This window comes from Sphingobacterium kyonggiense (assembly GCF_039536825.1).
Taxonomy (GTDB): domain Bacteria; phylum Bacteroidota; class Bacteroidia; order Sphingobacteriales; family Sphingobacteriaceae; genus Sphingobacterium; species Sphingobacterium kyonggiense.
Genome location: NZ_BAAAZI010000006.1, coordinates 825,849 through 841,813, shown reverse-complemented (window position 1 = coordinate 841,813; position 15,965 = coordinate 825,849). Strand labels below are relative to the sequence as shown.

Genomic DNA, 15,965 nt, shown 5'->3' with positions numbered 1-15,965 from the left:
AGAGAATTGTATGAGCAGAAAAGCTATAGGACATCACTTCTTTATCATCGACCATAAGTTTATACTACATTTTGATTCTGAAGTCTACCGTAAGTTTTACTCCATCATTGATTTTGATAGTTTTGAAATTATCGAAAGCAATGGATCTACTTTTCACTATTTCAAGGATAAGAACCATGTATATCTAGATAGTTATATGAATACCTTTATGGTTTTATTGGATGCTGATCCAACAAATTTTAAAATAGTGGATTTTGAAAATGGAAAAGCTACATCAAATGGTAATGCTTATTTATATGACGAGAAATTACCTCATGATTTTAATGAATATATTGAATTATCATACAATTATCAGTCTGTCGGAAATGAGGTTTATTTTGGCTACAATAAGCGAATTCCTGACGTTGATATACAAACATTCGAGGTACTTCATCCTGAAGAAGTTAAAATCGTTGCAAAAGATAAAAACCATATCTATTTCAGGGATAAAATTGTCCCAGAAGCTGATGCTGAGTCATTCCAATTTTTAGAAGCATGCTTTACTGATCAGTATTACCAGGAACAAGATCATACTTTTTATGCAATAGATAAAAATCAAGCATATTATGTAAATACCATCAGCAAAGATTTTAAAGTTATTAAAACCAAAAACATAGATAAGTTCCATTTTAAAGTTATCGATAATCTGGGCTATGCCTATGATGATACTTATCAATATTTATTTGGAAAACGGACGAAGATTTAGATAGGCGTTGCATTTGATGAACGAACAGATTCAAGAATTAGAGAATGGAAAGAATCTCTAGACTTGGATCTATCAAATATTTATAATTTCCAATTAATTCCCAAAAGGATTATCTATCACATATAACCAAGTACCATCCTTTTGCTTTCTAATCACTTCAGTACTTTTCCCAGAAATCTCCATAGGTCTACCATCTTCATTCCTTGTATTTATTTTCCATTCAGCACTTAATAAGGCAATATCTTCAAATATGATACAGGATTGATTAACAGAGGTCATCTTCCCTCCTAGTTTCAACAAGTTAAGATGTTCCTTATGATATTCATTTCGACCTGAAATAATGGATTTATCATATGTTACAACTTTAGCATCCATTTCAAACAATAAATCTATATTGTCAACATTTCCTGAATTATAGGCCTTGGCAAATGTATTGTTCATATCTTCAGGTTGCGTTGGAGCTTTGATAATTTCCATAAGGATCAAAATAAAATTTATAGTAACTATGTGATTATAACTAAATTAATAAAATTGACATTTAATATTCAATTAATGAAAATTACGCATTATTATTAAGCATGTAACAATATAGCCAAATAAAAAGAGGCTGCAAATAATAATACGATGCAACCTCTCATTAAAGGTATTGATTTATTTAAATGCATATATATCCCGATGGCTATGCAATTTGAGAATCGAAGAACACAATATATTGCGTTGGATTCAATCCTTTATGATCTTTTATTGATTTAGCGAATTTACCATATGAAGAAAAACCAGAGATGGCAGCTAAATACGTTAATTTAAAATTCCTTGCCTCTTCCGTCGTTTTCAAATAATTATCTAAATAGGCTAATCGTAATTTGTTAATGTAATTAGGGAAATCTAGATTTTTGTTTTTATTAACCACAAAAGAAAGGTACTTTGAGTTACAACCAATATCCTTTGCGGTTGACACAATAGAGCAGGCAGGATTAAGATAAGCTAATTGATTCTCCCAATTTGCTAATGCTCTTAAAATTTTCTTTTCTGTTTCAAGATTCATATAATCTTTTTTTGGCACTCTTAGCATAATATTTTCCATAATTTAAAATATTAATGATTATTTATCTGTTAATTATTAGGTTATTCACTAAAACTCATATAATATCCTTTGTTATTGGCTTTGCCATCAACCAGGTCTTTTATATTTCCATTTTTTTCTTTTTCCATCTGATGCAGTTCTTCATAGTCCTTGCTATAAAGTGCATCTGGTACTACATTGACATCGAAAATAAGCTCTACCTTTGCAGCAGTTTTAAAATTTCCGTAAACTTCAATCCAATGTTTTACATAGCCTACATTTTTAGTGCTATTGTATGTTAAACTAACAAGCCCCTCTTCCCCCGCTGGAATATTCATAGTTGTCGATTTATTAATCAACAAACAACCACAAGAAGTAATAATATCCGTCATAATCAAGGGATGTGAACCGATATTTTTGACCTTAAACACAACATCTAATGGTTGTCCAGTTTGAATTGGATAATAGTGCCTATCATTATCAATCACCTCAATTTGAGTCTTTTCATTCTTTGGATCAAAACATGATGCAAAAAGAGAAACACTTAATAAACAAATCAAAATATGTATCTTTTTCATAAGCTGTTTTTATAAATTAAGGATTTGAATTTCATCGATAGCTATACGCTGATTCTCATTTTTCGCTGGAATAAGGATTAATTCAACAGCATGGTCCTTTTGGAGGATTGGTAGTTTTAATCTTGTTTCTATGACTTCATGAGAACTAGAAACAGTTTTGAACTCTTTTTTAAGTAGAATCTTATTATCCTGCTTAACTATTATGGATTGTATAGTACTAAATCGATGTTTTTCATGGATTAATTGCCGAATAACTAATTCTTTAGGATGAGTATCAGTCACATTAAACTGCAGATGTGTCTCTTGATTTCGAATAACCCAGCCTTGATTAAAATCTGATGGAAAGCCCAAAATATTATTTGATAATTGTTCTATTTCAGATGCCGAAACAGGGACTTGCCCAATTGCTTTTAAAGTTTTAGGGTTAAGCAGATTGACTTTAGAATTTATGATAGAATATGATCGCCAATCTTTTAGATAATTTGAAATGTAACCTTCAGACTCTTTGTAAATCGTAATTTCAGTAGCTTTCGCCTCACTTTCAAATCGATCAAGCAATTGGTTAATTTCTTGTTTAACAGAAATTCGATTACCTTTTTTCATAAATGCCCCATCTTTCTGAAGGCCGTTGAAGTATGCAATTTGTAGATTAGTATAAAGTAGTGCTAAACGTAATTTTCTAAGACGAGATTGCTCATCTTCACCTGCAGATTTATATATCGACTCCAAATGTTTGTTAAAATCTTGAAAGGAAGCAATACTTAAATAGGTCTTTGCTATTTGAGAAAATGCTGCATAAAGTTCATATCCTTTTTTATTACTAAATGACTGATTTTCCAATTGTAGATAATACTCCGATAATACTTCATGTGTTTTTGGATAGAAGCGTTTAAAATATCTTCTAACAAGATCATTCACAGATAGCTCTGAATCAAACATCAAGGCTGCTGAAACATAATTTTTCACATCATCAAAACTACTGTAATCATATCCACTGGCATTTAAAAAAAGACCATTTATTCCCAAAGACTTATAGGTTTTCAATTGGCTTTGCAAAGCAAGTAAAGAAGGCTGAGGACTTAAGTAATCATCAAAATTAGATGCATAATCCCAAAGAAAGATATTGTCTGTCTTGCCCTTCCATTGATACAATAAATTTTGAAAACTTTTAAAGGCTTTCCCATCCGAAAGTGGCTTGCCTTTTGGAATATCGATCGTACTGATAAATACACCAGCATTATCAGCTAATCCATGTTCAGGAGCTTCTTTAACAGGTCCATATACTATGGTAAAAAACTTATGTAATGGAAACTTCTCGCTTAATTTATTTATTAAATGGACTACCGTTGCTGTACTATTACCTTCCTTATTTCCTAATTCAGTACATCGGTCACATGTACAAGCTATTTGATTATCATTTGGTGCAATCATGAAATAGGTAGGTTTATCATGCCTTCCTTTTCCATAAGCATTTAAAATATAGTGTTCCAACTGATGAAATAACCCATCACTAGAAAAGCAAAATTGATTCTTATTTAACTTCTCTTGGTAGGTGGCATATACATCTTTATCATCTTTGATGATTCTAGAAAGATTATGACCCCAGATTCCCCAATCGACATCCACGTTATTTGTATTCCATATAGCCGCTATATCCAAATCAGTATTGGGTTGGTAATGCGGTTCTCTATAAGAAAAATCAAAAGATTTCTGATGATCATGGAAATTTATCCATGCTGGTGAAATATCCGAAGCATTGAATTTAGAATTAACTTCAGCAATCCGATCAATTAATTGGTAAACCATCCAAATAGCAACTTGATCACTTTTTACAGTAATAATCATTCGTTGTCCTGAATTTGATATACTATAGTCATGAACTAGATCTTCATCAAAATGAATATAAATGCTTTTATATCCTTTTGGAATATTTGCATCAGTATCTGCTAGCTGCAATATTGATTTATCTTTAGTTCTCTTCTTTAAATGATTAAATAAATAGGAAGCCCATTTCTCACTTTTAGCATCACCTTCATTTTGGATCACATAGCCATCAGCAGCCAATTGGCTGTAGCTATTAGTACAGCTTAATAGCAGGAGAAACAACATTGACAATATGAAATTAAAACGATACATGGACTTGTAAATACAGGTTGTATAAATTTCTATAAAGGGAATAAGAAGGATTGGTCTCAAAGTTATACCAAGTGCCTAAAACGCCTATTGAAAGGTTTTTAGAGATCATTCGACCTGCACCAGCACCAACCATTGCATTTAATACGGAGTATGAATTAACGAATTGATAATTTATAATATCCACATCAGGACTATTACCAATATTGGCCATTCCCACTACGTAATTCTTTGGTGAGTTTAATGCATATCGAGCTTGAATACCGAAATTAAATAACATAATATCGTCTAATAGAAACTGTGTATATTTTGCATTTAGTCGGAAGGAATTGATTTCTTTGGTTACTCCAAAGGTTGCATTCAACATCGTTTCTTCCGTATATAATTTACGATAGCCTACTGCCACTTCAGTTTCCCATTCCTTTTCTAGGGTTCTCGATAAAGCAATTTGAGCAGCAAACTTTGGAAAAAACATCTTAGAGTAAGCTAAGTCTAGCCTGCTTGACCATTTAGGCGACCAGTTTCTTCCCCACTCTAATTGTGCCTGTACTCCCTTTCCTTCCTCACGTCCTGTATAATTAAAGCGAGCCGTATAAGTGTCTGTTGAAGATAACCTACTGTACTCAAAGGTTGAAATAGTCTGTATATTGCTCATATCACCAAAACGTGTCCTAAGGTGATATAATCCAACTTGGTTTTTCAATCCTCGTTGGCTTAAGTAATTCAAATGGGCTTTAAAATCCTCTTGCTCTAAGTAGGTAGGCTCATAATAACGTTGGTAAAAATAGGCTGAATCGAATTGATGCAAATTTTCATAGGCTAGGCCTTTCAGATACTTCATCTCCTTATCGGCAGGTTGATAAACCAATGCACTGTTCATGACTTGGATTAACTCCGTATTTGAACGTTCTTTTAATAACTGTTGCGCATAATCCTTTGAAAATTGGACAAAACTAAGTTGAACCTGTTCATTAAATGGATATAAGTTTATTTCTTGTTGAACTGCATGATACATTTCCTTAACAGCTGCTCCATTTAGCATATTTGCTGTTAATAATTTCAGTTTAAATTGGATATCATTAGGATATACTTTATTTGCGTGCCTTGCGTAGTTTAACATTTTAGAATATTCTTTCAAATGGTATGAAAGATTAACCGCATACATTAAAGCATCTTTATTTGCTGGATCGTGTTTTAACCATCGCTCCGACCAAACATAGGCTAATGCATATTGCCCAGCTTCATTTGCCTCCTTGATGATCTTCTGAACCAATACATGATATCCTGACAAATAATTTGATTTCTTATCTTCAGCTACCTTCAGAAATAATTGTTCATATATTTCAGCAGCTTGCTCATATTGTTGTTGTCTTTCATAAATTCCGGCTAACTTGATGTATAGGTCGTCATTGGAAGGATCTTGTGTAATTTTTTCCTTTAATAGAATTAGGGCATCGGAGAATTGACCAGTTTGGAAATACGCATTGTACAAGCCATTCAAAGCAAATGCTTGTTGCTCTGGATCACCATGTCTTAAAACCTCATTCAATTTAGGAAAAGCTGCTTTATACTCTTGGCTTGCCATATGATCACGGATTTCACCAGTTAAAACATTTAAATAGGCCGCTTTTATATCGGAATCAGTAGGATAACTTTGGAATAAGGACTTCGTAATTTGATTAATCTTATTTTTATCGCCTTTTAGCTTATAAACATCCAATTCTTTTAATGACAAGACTTTACTATTACCTCGGACAGTCATAAATCGATGTAAAATGTCTAAGGCTTCATCATACTGCTGTTGAGCAACAGTAGAATTAAAGACATATTGAAATGCTTCCTCGTTTCCTGCATCATTGGCCAATATCTTGCCATATAGAACCGCAGGATCATTTGCTTTGGCATATCGAGCAGCTTCAACCAAAAAATAGTTGTATTTTCTACTATATGCTGCAGAACCCCCAATTTTCATATGCTGTTGAAGGAGGCTCAAGATCTCATCATAACGGTTCTCATGATCAAGTATGCTTATTTTTTTATCGATTAAAGCTCCATTATTAGGGAAATGATTCAATCCTCTTTCTGTTGTTGCCAGAGCAGCAGGATAATCACCAGTTTTAATGTAAGAATTAATTAAATCAAGGTATGTAGCTAATTGATTAGGTCTTTCTTGAAGCAATAGCTTATTAATTTCAATAGCATCATCAATTTTTCCGTTCTTACGTAATGTATTTGCCGAAAGTTCCGCTTGGTAAACGATGTCAGTTTGAATTTCACTATCATCAGGAAAAATCTGAGAAATCCTTTTAAGCAACCTGTCAGCTTCAACCTTATTACCTTGCAACCTATATAATTCGATTTTTTTGCGCCATAGACCTCGCCAATAAGGATTTACTTCTAATAATTCATTGACATAACAAATGGCACTAGAGTAACGTTTCGTCTCTGTTTCTACAGTTACAAGCAATTGTTTGGCATCGACATTTCCTGGATTATATTCTACGGCTTTATTTAGTTCATACCTAGCCATATCATAATGCTTACGAAGCAGGTAATATTTTCCTAAGAACATTCGAAGATCAGAATCCTTAGGTGTTTTTGCCAGGTTCCTATCAATAACTTGTTTTGCACCTTCAAGGTCACCCTTTTTAAAAAGAGCAGATATTTCTTTTACTACATTATTTTTATCAGAAATATGCAGTTTTTGTTGAGCCATTAGTTCATGAGGACACTGATTTACAACAAATAATGAAGTAAATAAGGCATAAAAAATGGTTCTTCGTTTCAATTTATTTTGTAGAAGATTCATGTCGTTAAAAAACAATAAATAAACTAGGCTGCTTTGGACGTTGTGTTGATGGGATCTTTTGGTGAATTAAATCCCTGTCTTGTCATATTACCCCATTTAAAACTTTTTTTGGTTAAAAACTGAAAGTAACCACGGATAGTAAAAATGACGACAAATGGATGATACATCATAGCCTCAAAAGCGGAAAATAAAACTAATCTCATGTATTCGTTTAAGTTCCTATAGAGTTTATTAATAGAAATATCAAACATGATAGTAATTGTCGAAATACTTATACCAATAAGATAAACATAGGCTAGCATCAACCAGAAAGTATTGAAATTGATTTGTTCCGTATATAATTGAAATAATAGAAATAAGAATCCGGATATTTCGATGACTGGAGCCAAGAGTTCAAAAAAGAAAGCATACGGCATGATCAACCAACCCATTCTACCATACTTACGATTGAATAGGAATTTTTTATGGACAAAAAAGATTTGTAATAATCCTCTACCCCATCGGGTTCTCTGTCTAGCTAAGACTTTTAAGTTTGGCGGTCCTTCAGTCCAACAAAGTGAATGTGGAACTTGTACAATTTTATATGGAAGCTGATTCTCTCGTTTATGTGCAATCATCCTAAGTGTCATGTCCATATCTTCCGCATGGGATTTGGTATCAAACCCACCACAGGCAATAACGATGTTTTTTTCAAATAAACCGAAACCACCAGACACATTTGGAATTGCATTTAAAGATGACCAACCCATCTTAGCTACAAGATAAGATCTTAAATATTCTGTTTCTTGGAAGGTTGGAACAAAGTCAGCTGGGGGTCTTACACGTGTAATCTTTCCATCCTTATATTCACAACCATTAGCCATACGCATCGTAGCGCCTACAGCAATCACAGGGACATCCGAATCTAGTACTGGTAAAATAACTTTAGTTAGTGTATCTGTGGCTAGAATACAGTCAACATCCGTATTGATGAAGTAATCATACTTCGCGACATTTACACCAGCATTCATTGCATCAGCCTTTGTCCCTCCATTTACCTTATCGACAACAATTAATTTTTCATATAAAGGATTCGTAGATTTAAATATGCGTTTAAAAGGTTTGCAAGCTACTTTTTCCAAATAAGCATAAGGAACTTCAATAAGATCAAAGCGTGATACCAATAAATCTAAAGTACTGTCCTCACTGCCATCATTTACAATGATAATTTCATAGGTAGGATATTCCAATGAAAGCAAGGAATTCACAGAATCTACAATAATTACTTCTTCATTAAACGCTGGGGCAACAATTGATATACCAGGAGCTGTTTCAGGATAATCAATCAGAATTTGCTCTTCACGTTTGGTATATTTCACCCGATTTCGAAGAATATTAAAATAGCCTAAAACTGCTAACCCAATGTAAATTATGGTAATGGTGGTGGCATAAAAGAATATGACATAACCATAAAAATTAAAAAGAAAGTCAAACATAATTGGTCAGTTTAATTTAGCTTAATTGATATTTTACTTGATCAAATATTTTACGCTCAAAATCATTTGAACGTGCAGATAGGTTTTCTAAGCTTATTCTACCCTGTTCCCCAAACTTTTTTATGGAATAAGCTAAATGAACTTTCTGTTCGTTATCAGTAGATTTAAAGAATTGTTTAGTTAAAAAGTCAAGCCCTGTCTGCGTATTGAAATTTACCAAGGCATCAATAATTGACTTTTGAACTTCAGAATTTGCAATAGGATACATTTGAATAAATCTTTCCTCTTGTTCAAAACAATTCAATTCTCCAAGTGAATAAATAATTGCGGATTTTAATATCGGAGGAAGTTCATCTTGCAATAAGGAAACAAGGAAGGTACTACATTCCGTTTGTTTAAACTTTCCAATTTCTCTAATCATAAACGCTTTAAAGTTCACGTTTTTGGCATTAATTACCCAGCGAGATAGAACAGGCAAACGACCATTATTTGATTTTTCAGCTAAAAATCGGTGTATTAATATTTCATCTAAAGCATTAAAATCTTGATCAAAACTGTCATCTAAAAACTTATAAGGATCAATATTATCGTATTTAAGTACTGCTGCTCGAGCTTGTTTTCGTAGTTCTTTATTTTTATGGTTCGTAGAACGCATTAAAATCGAACTAGTAAACCCCTTTCCCAAATCATCAAGCTTGCGCAAAGCCTCATGTCTTCTATTTGAACTATTTGACATCAGCTCAGACTCCCAAAACATAGGTATTTCTAAGGAATAAATAAGCGTTTTGTAGTTTTCTTCATTCCAATGGGCATTGCCTTTCTTTAGTTCATCACTAATGTCAATTAATAAGTCAGTTATTAAATCTTTTCTCTTTGATTTTATAATCGAAAACACATCTGAAAGTTTTTCTTGAATATGCTTTTCAGAAAGATTATCACTATTTGACAGAATGGAATGAATTCTTCCATCCAATCGATTTATTAGACGCTCTTTGATCTTTTCTTTTTTGCGTATTCGTCTATTTATCCAAACAAACCTTACAAGGCTGAATAAATAGATGCATATTAATGCCATGACAATTAATACAGTCAATCGAATAACAATTGGATACCCCATGAATTTATTCTCTAAATAAAGGAGGTAATATTTAAAATAAAAACTCAAATCCATAATCGTAGTTTGTTTTGATATTATTGATTTTGAAAAATTTATTACCGAAAAATTAATAAGCGTTTTTATGCGTGTTTATAAAAACTATCGGCTAATTCGACACTTCAAAACTACCATGAATCACAAAGAAAGCATGTCTCATTAATTAATTTTAACTAAAAAGTTCATTTTCAAGACACTGCTTTAACACCAAAACCAATTGATTATTAAGGCTTTAATTTTTTAAATAATATAAAGAAAATATATGTTTTAAAATTCCTGAAATTGAAAGGAAGATATGTTTTTTAGACAAAGAAATGCCTGTTTAAGGGGGTGGACATCTCATTTTAGTCATAAAAACGCATACTTATTTATTTTTTTTAAGTAAAAGTGAGATTAATATTCTTCTTTATGAAAAAGTAACCAAAGGACCAAAAAGAAGATTTAACTCAATAACAGGAATAATTTCATTTTTTGAGGTAATTAGCGTAAAATGAGTTTAAATCTCATTTCCGATTTTAAAAAAACGGAAATCAAAATTGAGATTGTCCACTTTGAGAATTCCACAAAATTGTTAAAACAGAAGGTGGTAAAACGGAAAAGGTGGACATTTTAGAAATTAAAATCTCACCACATTAGTGAACTTTAAATAAAAATAATACTGTTAATTGCTTTTAATGGAATGCAATCAGGTATTATCGATTACTTCTTTTCATAATTAAATCTCGCAAGTCCTCCATATATTGAGAAGGAGGCATACCCACCACTGATTTGAATGCCATGGTGAATTTACTATGCGAAGAAAACCCTGCTAAATCAGCTAAATAAGACAATTTATAATCCAACATAATCTCATTCTCTTTTAATTGATCAATAAGATAATGAATTCGAAGATTTAGAACATAATCATTAAAGTTCTGACTCCTATATTTTCGGATAACATAAGATACATATTTCTGATTCGACTGTAGTTTATTTGCCAGATTAGTTAAAGTAATATTCTTATCCAAGAAAAACATATCGGTTTCTAAAACATTTAAATCTCTAACTAATCTATTCTCGGTATCTAATGATATATTAAGATCATTCTCTACAGGATGCTCTTTAACATGAAGTTTAGCAGGAATATCTAACTCCATCAAATCCATTCGTAATGAATTATCCTGATCAGGTTCAACTAGTGGGAGATATACTTTAGCACCTTGTTTTTTCACAATATAATAGGATACTGCCGACACGATAACAGCAATAAGCGTCCATAGAAGGATTAGATTTCTTTTTTTGATACTGAGCTGCTCTTTATTAAACTCTATTATAAGTTCATCTGCAATTTGACCTGCAAGGTCTACGCGTTCTAATACTGCTTGATTAAAGAACTCAAAATATTTATTGGAATTTATATAATCAGCTTTACTGGCAAAATACCGTGCAAAGGTCCAATACAAACGTTCTTTTAAACGAATGGGATCAACTTTCTCAACATATGGATAGGCTTTATCCAAAAAATACTTACAAGAATCCAATTCTCCTAATTTATATAAACGCTCTGCTTGTGCTTGGTAAATCGCAAGTTTTGTTTCATCTTTTAAAGAACCTGCATGCTGAAGAGCTTCATACAAATATTTCCCTGAGAGGTTTAATTTACCCAATTCGAGATAGCATACCCCCATTAAATGTTGAAAATTTATATGCTGTTCAACATTTAAAGAGAAGTTACTTGAATTGCTTTTCACTTGAAACGCGCTACTTTCCAGCAATTTAATCGCAGCAACATAATCAGATTTTGCCATTAACCCTCTTGCTTCTTCTTGAAGAAGATGGGTTTGAATAGATTTCATTTTTGAGGGTTCTCGAATTAATTCAGCATTTCTCTTTGCCCGCAATAAATATCGATTTGCTTCACCAATCAAACCGGTTTCTAAAAAACTTTCACTTAGAAACCAAGACGCCTTACATGCCAATTCATAATATCCAGATAGTTCGGCCTTCCTTTCAGCAATTCGAGTTCTTTGAATTGCTAGAAAAAAATCCCCATTCCTTCTCGAAATTTTAGCACCTAATAATAATGCTCCAATCTCTTGCTCGGAACTGCTAGTCGAATTTATTAATGAATCAGTGATTTTTTCAGCCTTATTAAGATCAGTCCAAAAATATTTAGTTTCAACTAATTTTAATAACTCATCAAACTTCATTTCTTGACAGAGAGCTATTTTCAATGAAAAGGTGAAAAAAACTAGTATAAATACAAAATATTTCATAGGTAGGTGTCTTTTTTTATAACGCGATCTCTATATTCAAATGGTGTGCAGTCTTTTTCAAAGCTAAAATTTCTATAAAATGATGCTCTTGAACTGAATCCACACCGAAGGGCTAATTCCTCAATATTCATGTCAAAATCCTCCTCCTCTAATGCACTACAAACTGCCTGGATTCGTAAGGAATTAATAGTTTTTAAAACATTTTGCTTATAATACTCCTTAAAAAATTGAGACAATTGGCTTCTACTCATCTTTAAATCCTTTTGCATTTTTTCAATGGTAAACTCTGGATCTAAATAGGTTTCTTGTTTTAAATAGTCCAATACTCTTTCTTCGTATAAAAGGTGGCTAAACCCTTCTTCAATAACCGATTCATTTTGGATTTCTTTAGATACTAACTCATTTAATAGAATCTTCGTAGGTAAAATTTTACGTTGAGCCAATTCCTTCAACATATAATTATAGGTTAGAACTGCCCCAAATAGCATGATTAAATAAATAGTGGCCCCAGAAATTGGGGTATCTGCCGATTCTTGATTTAGAAAGCTGGAAAAAATTATTGGTAAAATGATAGCCGAAAGAATTAATAAAAGAATAATAGAATAATAGAATATCCTTTTAATATTAAAAAGTGACAGGTCTAACCTTGATCCTTGGAAAAGCAACAAAATTGGATAAAATAACCAAGAAATACCAAATAGCGAATACAAGGCAAGATAATAGTCTCTACTATTATTCAATCTAAAAGTAGGAGATGCCAAAAAATAGACAAATACAGTAAGTAATATTAAAAATGGTAATAGATGCTGAAAGATCTGTATTGGTCGTATCAGCTTTCCTTGAGACGCCTTAAAAGCGAAAAAAAGCAATGGACCATATAACATACCAAACGGGGCTCCTCTATCGACAAATTGATAGCCCTTCACAACATCCCGAAATACTGCAGCAAAACTAATATGGATCAAAACGAGTATAAACAGACTCATGATTACCTTATCAAAGCTATTTTTCTCAGGTAGTAAATAATAAATTTGTAAACCCATTAAACAAACCGTTATAATGAGACCGTAAATAAATACTAAAATCATGATTTGATTATTTTTCTACTTCGATATTCCGATGCGGAAAATCCTGTATATAATTTAAAATATTTATTGAATTCTGTCTTTGAAGGAAATCCAGATAAGTTGGATAAGAATTCAACTTTTACATCTTGATTATCCGAATTAAGTAATGCCAAGGCATGATTGACACGATATTTCGCTACCCAATCCTCAAAATCCAACTCTAAATGTTGCATTAAAAAAAAGTCTAGGCACTTAACGGTCATCCCCGTAAACTTAAGAAGCTTTTCCTCTGTCAGTTTTGCATCAAGAAATAACCGGTCCTTTTCCATGGAATTAGTGAAACGTTCAATACAATAATTCTTCTGAGTAATGGTCAGCTCATCTGTTAGGGTTACACTAGATTCAGATAGATTATAGTAAACTTGAGTATTTACATTCGTGTATTTGGAAATGAAATAACCAATTAGAATGACAATAGAAAAAACAGAAATCGAAATTATAATAAATTCGGTATTTACACCAGAATTGAATTTATAAAACCTATTGGCAATACCTATTGATAGAAAAAAACTAACTGCTAATCCAAAAAGACAGAGTATTTCTAACAAAAGCATTTTCAGCTTATCATTTAATTTAATTTCTCGAACTGCCCTCCATAAAATATAAACCGAATAGCTCAACAATGAAATTAAATTCACAGCATCAAACATGACTACATAAGATATTGTAAGCCTATTTAAAGCTGTTAAATATGTTATGCTGAAGAAAAAGAAGGGTAAAAAATGTAGAATAGTAATTGACTTATTCTCCGGTAATTTATTTAAGGAGTAATACGCAAAAAGCAATATTGGACCATATAATAAACCTATTTGAAGATCAAACTTGTTGATCATTAGTGGAACATGGACTATCAATAACAAAAAAAAGATTGAAATCAACAGATTAAATCTATTGTTTTTATTGAACATTGTAGGATATGTTAATTTTTCAATATTTTAAAAACGCATTCAAATTCTACCACTTAGATACTCCTAAATAACATTGTAACAAAACCAGGAATACTATAAGATATCTATAAGACATTTAATACTCATAAGTAAATAGTTAAGTATACCTGAGAATTCCCAGATAACAAATTAATACTGTTAAACATCAGCATTGAAAACTAAGAAAAACTGAACTAGACTAGTAAATGAATGTTTAGGATTCATTTATAAGCTCTCCCTTTTATGGAGATTTAATTGTTAACATCGGTTAATTTTCAATGGTAGCATTGATAAATTTTCAACAAATTAGAATAAATCAATAGAACTTTATTGTAGTATAATTTTCTCTTTATGAAAAATGAGATGTACAATTTCCACAATTTTTAAAATCTTTAAGGCTTAACTTCTATCTTTTTACCTCTTAACCTATTTATTAAATTAATTTATCTATAACAAATATAATAATTATAATAAAAGATACTTTATTATAATTTGATTTATGATTGAAATCATTTAAGAAAGTTATATTTATCTGTTTTCTGCATTAATTTGACAGGATTTCAAATTCTTAAAGCTATAAACATTGACTGTAATAGGAATGCTATTTCCAAAAGATGCATACTTTCACAAATTACTAATTAATGGACAAAATTCTTTGGGATCACTAGTTAATGAAGCAGGACAATTCTATTTCCCAATTATACCTCAAGGAACTTACAAGTTATTGGGTCGGCCTGCAACAGGTAATTTTCCAGAACAAAATATATGCCTGTTGAGGTAACTACAGCAACTGTAAATGATTTAGAAACTAATAATTTGAAATAGTGCACCTTTCTAAAGCAATCTCATTTATAATGCCGTGTTTACAACAATGCAATATAGACAAAAATTGTAATTAACAATTAATTTAAATATAAAGGTGTATTTTTACTTATTGTTAACACAATATATTCAATACGCTAATATTTTAAGTTTAATTTAGTAAAAAAAACTATACAGCATGCAAAACCGCCATTCTTTCCATTTATTTTTTCTCCTAATCCTTATTCTTCTAGTTCAAGGATCCTGTAAGAAAAATAATAATTCAGTTCCTTTTAAGTTTATGAACGATTTAAGCTCATTAAAATATGATGAAACGATCGTTTTAAAAACAAATCACACTGAAAATTCAATTAATTGGCATTCTAGCAATCCCTATGTTGCAGAGATTAACCAAAATGGACTTGTAACTGCAATGCATATTGGAAAAACAATAATTAAAGCGAGATTTAATGAACAAGTCATTGAAAAAGAAATTACAGTCACTCCTTATGTAGAAGATATACAAGAACCAATTTTGATAGCTGATGCAGAAATTTTAGAAATAGAATCCAAGGAAAAGCGGAAGCTAATCAATAAAACATTTATGGTATCAGAATATGAAAGTCCAAGTGCTTATGGAAAGACAATATTTTACACCTTTTCAAATCAAAGAGTTTCAAATTCAGGAATAATATTTGGCGTGGTTGATGTTCAAAAAGAGCATACCATAAGGACATTTTTTAAGGAAAGATACATTTTAGACCATTCTGAAGGCGATAATATGAATTTCAGTAATGAATATCAAGATTTGAAAATTGTATTGGACAAAGATGAAAACAAAAGGCTACTTGCTATTTACTTACATTATAAGGAATAATAAAAAAAGAGATTGAGGACAAT

General features: G+C 31.5%; 12 protein-coding genes. 2 read left to right on the top strand and 10 right to left on the bottom strand.

Features of this window, described 5'->3' with window-relative positions; translation table 11 throughout:
- Positions 1-10 precede the first annotated feature (10 nt).
- The gene (locus ABD676_RS08505) at positions 11-745 is read left to right on the top strand and encodes a DKNYY domain-containing protein (RefSeq protein WP_344674203.1); all 735 of its coding nucleotides are present in this window, start codon (positions 11-13) and stop codon (positions 743-745) included.
- Between the two features lie 93 nt (positions 746-838).
- Here ABD676_RS08505 and ABD676_RS08500 read toward each other — a convergent pair whose 3' ends face one another.
- The 10 genes from ABD676_RS08500 to ABD676_RS08455 all read right to left on the bottom strand — a co-directional run bounded on the left by ABD676_RS08500 (position 839) and on the right by ABD676_RS08455 (position 14,171).
- Positions 839-1,222, bottom strand: coding sequence for a YybH family protein (locus tag ABD676_RS08500; RefSeq protein WP_344674201.1), 384 nt, complete (start codon positions 1,220-1,222; stop codon positions 839-841).
- 202 nt (positions 1,223-1,424) lie between these two features.
- Positions 1,425-1,829 carry a helix-turn-helix domain-containing protein gene (locus ABD676_RS08495; protein ID WP_344674199.1) on the bottom strand — a complete coding sequence of 135 codons (405 nt, stop codon included), beginning with the start codon at positions 1,827-1,829 and terminating at the stop codon, positions 1,425-1,427.
- Between the two features lie 41 nt (positions 1,830-1,870).
- On the bottom strand, positions 1,871-2,386 hold the full coding sequence (locus ABD676_RS08490; RefSeq protein ID WP_344674197.1) for a DUF1573 domain-containing protein: 516 nt from the start codon (positions 2,384-2,386) through the stop codon (positions 1,871-1,873).
- Positions 2,387-2,395: 9 nt separating this feature from the next.
- Positions 2,396-4,450 carry a DUF4838 domain-containing protein gene (locus ABD676_RS08485; protein ID WP_344674195.1) on the bottom strand — a complete coding sequence of 685 codons (2,055 nt, stop codon included), beginning with the start codon at positions 4,448-4,450 and terminating at the stop codon, positions 2,396-2,398.
- 58 nt (positions 4,451-4,508) lie between these two features.
- Positions 4,509-7,328, bottom strand: coding sequence for a tetratricopeptide repeat protein (locus ABD676_RS08480; RefSeq protein ID WP_344674194.1), 2,820 nt, complete (start codon positions 7,326-7,328; stop codon positions 4,509-4,511).
- Between the two features lie 23 nt (positions 7,329-7,351).
- A complete protein-coding gene (locus tag ABD676_RS08475; protein WP_344674192.1) occupies positions 7,352-8,803 on the bottom strand; it encodes a glycosyltransferase family 2 protein in 1,452 nt (483 codons plus the stop codon).
- A gap of 16 nt (positions 8,804-8,819) precedes the next feature.
- Positions 8,820-9,920, bottom strand: coding sequence for a HEAT repeat domain-containing protein (locus ABD676_RS08470; protein WP_344674191.1), 1,101 nt, complete (start codon positions 9,918-9,920; stop codon positions 8,820-8,822).
- 728 nt (positions 9,921-10,648) lie between these two features.
- Positions 10,649-12,211, bottom strand: a complete 1,563-nt coding sequence (locus tag ABD676_RS08465; protein ID WP_344674190.1) for a helix-turn-helix domain-containing protein — start codon at positions 12,209-12,211, stop codon at positions 10,649-10,651.
- On the bottom strand, positions 12,208-13,254 hold the full coding sequence (locus ABD676_RS08460) for a helix-turn-helix domain-containing protein (RefSeq protein ID WP_344674189.1): 1,047 nt from the start codon (positions 13,252-13,254) through the stop codon (positions 12,208-12,210). The genes ABD676_RS08465 and ABD676_RS08460 overlap by 4 nt, the downstream gene beginning before the upstream one ends.
- Before the next feature lie 41 nt (positions 13,255-13,295).
- Complete coding sequence (locus ABD676_RS08455; RefSeq protein ID WP_344674187.1) at positions 13,296-14,171, bottom strand: helix-turn-helix domain-containing protein; 876 nt, start codon at positions 14,169-14,171, stop codon at positions 13,296-13,298.
- Positions 14,172-15,366: 1,195 nt separating this feature from the next.
- On the opposite strand from ABD676_RS08455, the gene ABD676_RS08450 reads away from it, so the two are divergent.
- Positions 15,367-15,942, top strand: a complete 576-nt coding sequence (locus tag ABD676_RS08450; RefSeq protein ID WP_344674186.1) for an Ig-like domain-containing protein — start codon at positions 15,367-15,369, stop codon at positions 15,940-15,942.
- Positions 15,943-15,965 lie beyond the last annotated feature (23 nt).

What these genes read in the sequence shown, in the direction of transcription:
- ABD676_RS08505 (WP_344674203.1), top strand. Translation starts at nt 11, where the DNA reads ATGAGCAGAAAAGCTATAGGACATCACTTCTTTATCATCGACCATAAG.
- ABD676_RS08500 (WP_344674201.1), bottom strand. Translation starts at nt 1,222, where the DNA reads ATGGAAATTATCAAAGCTCCAACGCAACCTGAAGATATGAACAATACA.
- ABD676_RS08495 (WP_344674199.1), bottom strand. Translation starts at nt 1,829, where the DNA reads ATGGAAAATATTATGCTAAGAGTGCCAAAAAAAGATTATATGAATCTT.
- ABD676_RS08490 (WP_344674197.1), bottom strand. Translation starts at nt 2,386, where the DNA reads ATGAAAAAGATACATATTTTGATTTGTTTATTAAGTGTTTCTCTTTTT.
- ABD676_RS08480 (WP_344674194.1), bottom strand. Translation starts at nt 7,328, where the DNA reads ATGAATCTTCTACAAAATAAATTGAAACGAAGAACCATTTTTTATGCC.
- ABD676_RS08475 (WP_344674192.1), bottom strand. Translation starts at nt 8,803, where the DNA reads ATGTTTGACTTTCTTTTTAATTTTTATGGTTATGTCATATTCTTTTAT.
- ABD676_RS08470 (WP_344674191.1), bottom strand. Translation starts at nt 9,920, where the DNA reads ATGGGGTATCCAATTGTTATTCGATTGACTGTATTAATTGTCATGGCA.
- ABD676_RS08465 (WP_344674190.1), bottom strand. Translation starts at nt 12,211, where the DNA reads ATGAAATATTTTGTATTTATACTAGTTTTTTTCACCTTTTCATTGAAA.
- ABD676_RS08460 (WP_344674189.1), bottom strand. Translation starts at nt 13,254, where the DNA reads ATGGGTTTACAAATTTATTATTTACTACCTGAGAAAAATAGCTTTGAT.
- ABD676_RS08455 (WP_344674187.1), bottom strand. Translation starts at nt 14,171, where the DNA reads ATGATCAACAAGTTTGATCTTCAAATAGGTTTATTATATGGTCCAATA.
- ABD676_RS08450 (WP_344674186.1), top strand. Translation starts at nt 15,367, where the DNA reads ATGAACGATTTAAGCTCATTAAAATATGATGAAACGATCGTTTTAAAA.